We start from the raw sequence: 3,324 nt of genomic DNA on the forward strand, positions 1-3,324 counted from the left end.
TCTACATCATGCACATGTAATACCAATATCAGGAAAATCATACAGGTTAAAAGATCACTTAAAACAGACAGACTAATTGTACATTTTTATATCATATTTTTTGTACATTAGGTCTTGACATTTTATATGTGGAGCTTATCAAGGCGGTGATGATGCAGGAGTCTGGCGGTTGTGGGCTTGACCCCATGCAGGCGGCTGAAGGCAGCTTTAACACAAGGTATCCCCATGAGCCGAATGGCATTAAAGACCCAGAATATTCTATTGAGTGCGGGGTGCAGGAATTAAAGGCTGCCCTCATCTCTGCTGAGGTGGAAAATCCGATTGATATGGAGCATATCAAACTTGCCTTGCAGGGTTACAATTTCGGCAACGGCTATATCTCGTGGGCTAAGACCAACTATGGCGGCTATTCCTATGCCAATGCGGTGGAGTTTTCCACCATGCAGGCGGCACGGTTAGGTTGGGACAGCTATGGCGACACGCAGTATCCCGCCCATGTGCTGCGGTATTATCCATACGGGAGGGCGTTCACAAGCGGCGGTAACCAGGCGATTGTGGAGGTAGCTTTGACACAGCTCGGCAATGAGGGCGGTCAGCCTTATTGGAGTTGGTACGGCTTTGAGGGGCGTGTGGAATGGTGTGCCTGCTTTGTGTCTTGGTGTGCCGACCAATGTGGCTATATCGAAAGCGGGATTATCCCAAAATTCGCAGGCTGCGTGGACGGTGCAAATTGGTTTAAGGGTAACGGACAATGGAAAGACCGAAGCTATGAGCCGTCGGCAGGCGATATTATCTTTTTTGATTGGGAAGGCGACGGAGAAACCGACCACGTTGGTATCGTAGAGAAATGCGAAAACGGAATTGTCTATACCGTTGAGGGTAATTCTGGCGATGCTTGCAGGCAAAAGCAATATACGGTTGGAAGCAGCTCCATCTATGGCTACGGCGTTCCTGCCTATTAAGAATGGACAAAAGAAAAACCAGAGGTTTATTCCTCTGGCTCTTTTGCCTTACATAGTCCGCTGACAGTTGCTTCAACTATGGACAGCTCTTTATCGTTTAGTTTGTCGAGTTCTGCGTCTAAGCGTCTGCGGACGGAACTTTTCTTGACTTCATTATCTGGGAATATGTATTCATCAACCGATACACCGAATATCGTTACAAGCTGAATGAACAGCTCCAGACTTGGCTTTTGTCCCTCATTTTCAATCGCTTGAAGATGTCTTGGGTCATAATCTACAATACGAGCAAGCTCATCTCTGGTCATACCTTTAGCTGTTCGAACTTTCTTGATTGCCTGCCCTATCGGTGTAAAATCGAAGTCAAAATCATTGTTTCTTGCGTCCATAAACTCACCACCTTGTATCAATATAATATTTCTATTATATTTTACAGAAATGAGACTTCTGATTGAACGATGTAAAATCTCTTACAATAAGAGATTTTAATTCCAATAAAGGGAAGTGAAAAAACTAAATCCGTTTTATCTGTAAATTTTTAATAAAGAGATTGGCAACCCTATCATTCTGATGTAATAAATCACTTTTATTTGTTCTTGACATTACTATATCGAAGTGCTATACTAATTACATCGATGTACGATATATCGTAGTGCTTAGCGAGGTGATATAATGGATAATCATATTAAAAAAGTATATGTGCCAATGACTGAAACGGGCTTTTATATTTTGCTGTGCCTTAGAGAAGAATCACACGGATATGGCATTGTAAAAAAAACGGAACTATTAACTAATGGAGAAATAAAGATCAGTCCCGGAACATTATATGGTAGTCTATCTAAAATGGAAAAGGATGGTCTGATTAAATATATAAAAGAGGAAGATAAACGCAAAATATATTGCATTACGGAACTTGGCACAGAAGTGCTTGAGTTAGAAATGAAAAGAATTGAACGCTTATATAAAAACATGGTGGAGGCAAAATAATATGAAAAATACAAAAACAGAATTGAGATTTTTTTCTGTTCCTGAATGGAAAAAAGAGGAAACATATTTAAGAGAACAACACAAAAATGGTTGGAAATTTGTTAAAGTATCTGGTTTTTGTGTCTATCATTTTGAAAAGTGTGTCCCAGAAGATGTGATTTATCAGCTTGATTATAATCAGAACGGGATTGCTCATAAAGAAGAATACGTGAAAATGTTTAATGATTGTGGTTGGGAATATTTGCAGGATTATGTAGGTTACAGCTATTTTCGTAAGGCGGCTTCTGAAATGGATGGAGTAGAAGAAATCTTCTGTGATGATGCTTCACGTTTAGATATGATGAAACGAGTTTTCAAAGGACGCTTGATACCCCTTTTGGCAATTTTCTTTCTGATAATCATACCGCAAATGATTCAACAGAGCTTAATTGACACGCCTTTTAGCCGTGGTTTAATGATACTCTTCTGCATTATGTTTGTGGTATATTTAGGAATGTTTATCTCATTTGCGATTCCATATTGGAAATATTATAAATCGGTCCATAAGGAATAGGTAGGTATATGGAAAATGGTTGAATTTGTGGAGGTAGAGAAATGAACTCAAAGATAATCAATACAATGTGGTCAATAAGTTTAATGGTAATTGGTATCGCAACATTATTTTTGATAGGAGCTAATATTTTTACGATGAGGTTGCCTGATATGATAGTAAGGACATTGGGGATAATTGATTTAGTTTCACTTGCTGTTTTAGTATTTTCAACTGTAAAAAAGGCTAAAAGCAAGAAGTAAAATTCAGTATTTGGAGGAGCCAATGTTGAAATAAAATAAAGAATAATTTTTATATGGATGGTGTTTTTTGTCTATTTTTTTGCTATATGACAATGGAAATAGATTTGTGGGTGCTTTTATCAATTTGGTCTATTGTATTTTCTATAAATCTATTAATAAATCTAAAACTGCCATCTATAAAGGTAATCATCATAATGTATGAGGAAAGTCAGAGAAAAACCAAAAGGAGAAGAAAGTGGAAAAAGCGAAATGGATACGATGTCCTGTTTGCGGAAGCAAGACCCGTGACCGAATACGGGAGGATACAGTGTTAATTAATTATCCCCTCTACTGCCCCAAATGCAAGCAGGAATGTTTGATAGAAGCAAAAAATTTACACGTAACTGTTATCAAAGAGCCAGACGCAAAGACGCAGAGCCGATGAACTTGTGAGAGAACTCACAGATCATCGGCTCTTGCTTTTTTACTTTATAGGAAAGTTCGACTTTCGTTAAACGCTTGGATGAAAATAGCCCGCACAAAGGCGGGCATGGGAAATAGACGACACTGTTTAGAAGATATAAAAACCTTCTACACCAGCCTCATC

The 3,324-nt window shown here is 38.7% G+C and carries 5 protein-coding genes and 1 pseudogene; 5 read left to right on the forward strand and 1 reads right to left on the reverse strand.

The features are described from left to right. Window positions 1-125: 125 nt before the first annotated feature. Window positions 126-962 (forward strand): annotated as a pseudogene (locus FYJ58_RS14420) (lysozyme family protein); the annotation flags it as partial. Between the two features lie 26 nt (window positions 963-988). Here FYJ58_RS14420 and FYJ58_RS14425 read toward each other — a convergent pair. Beyond that, the gene (locus FYJ58_RS14425; RefSeq protein ID WP_154520373.1) at window positions 989-1,348 is read right to left on the reverse strand and encodes a helix-turn-helix transcriptional regulator; all 360 of its coding nucleotides are present in this window, start codon (window positions 1,346-1,348) and stop codon (window positions 989-991) included. Between the two features lie 283 nt (window positions 1,349-1,631). Between FYJ58_RS14425 and FYJ58_RS14430 the strand changes: the two genes are divergently transcribed. The 4 genes from FYJ58_RS14430 to FYJ58_RS14445 all read left to right on the forward strand — a co-directional run bounded on the left by FYJ58_RS14430 (window position 1,632) and on the right by FYJ58_RS14445 (window position 3,162). Next, window positions 1,632-1,946, forward strand: a complete 315-nt coding sequence (locus FYJ58_RS14430; protein WP_129896114.1) for a PadR family transcriptional regulator — start codon at window positions 1,632-1,634, stop codon at window positions 1,944-1,946. Between the two features lies 1 nt (window position 1,947). Further along, complete coding sequence (locus tag FYJ58_RS14435) at window positions 1,948-2,499, forward strand: DUF2812 domain-containing protein (RefSeq protein ID WP_129896115.1); 552 nt, start codon at window positions 1,948-1,950, stop codon at window positions 2,497-2,499. Between the two features lie 41 nt (window positions 2,500-2,540). Further along, window positions 2,541-2,738 carry a hypothetical protein gene (locus FYJ58_RS14440; protein WP_154520374.1) on the forward strand — a complete coding sequence of 66 codons (198 nt, stop codon included), beginning with the start codon at window positions 2,541-2,543 and terminating at the stop codon, window positions 2,736-2,738. A 235-nt stretch (window positions 2,739-2,973) separates the two neighbouring features. After that, window positions 2,974-3,162, forward strand: coding sequence for a cysteine-rich KTR domain-containing protein (locus FYJ58_RS14445; RefSeq protein ID WP_328597868.1), 189 nt, complete (start codon window positions 2,974-2,976; stop codon window positions 3,160-3,162). Window positions 3,163-3,324 lie beyond the last annotated feature (162 nt).

This window comes from Velocimicrobium porci, assembly GCF_009696045.1.
Classification (GTDB): domain Bacteria; phylum Bacillota; class Clostridia; order Lachnospirales; family Lachnospiraceae; genus Velocimicrobium; species Velocimicrobium porci.